The following is a 273-nucleotide window of genomic DNA, read 5'->3' as shown; positions in this document are numbered from 1 at the left end:
GTGAAGCTCGACCGGCTGGGACGAGATACCATCGACACCCTGACTCTGATTCAGGACCTCAAAGTCAAAGGGGTTGGTGTGCGTATTCTGGCTCTGGGCGCAGATACCGGAGGGGCCGCAGGAAACCTGATCATCGGTGTTCTGGCCAGTGTGGCGGCATGGGAGCGGGATATCATCCGGGAACGGACGATCTCTGGTCTTCATGCCGCTCGGGTATCAGGAAAGTTGCTGGGAAGACGTCATGCCATGAGTCCGGCAGGTCGTCAGGAGGCG

At 59.3% G+C, this 273-nt stretch carries 1 protein-coding gene; it reads left to right on the top strand.

Annotated elements, in window-relative coordinates; all coding sequences use genetic code 11:
- On the top strand, positions 1-273 hold a 273-nt coding region (locus tag B7444_RS16185), incomplete at both ends, for a recombinase family protein (protein ID WP_048855252.1).

It is taken from the genome of Gluconobacter thailandicus F149-1 = NBRC 100600 (genome assembly GCF_000964465.1).
In the GTDB taxonomy this organism is placed as follows: Bacteria; Pseudomonadota; Alphaproteobacteria; order Acetobacterales; family Acetobacteraceae; genus Gluconobacter; species Gluconobacter thailandicus.
The sequence above is the reverse complement of the archived record's forward strand: the minus strand, read 5'-3'. Positions and strand labels throughout refer to the sequence as shown.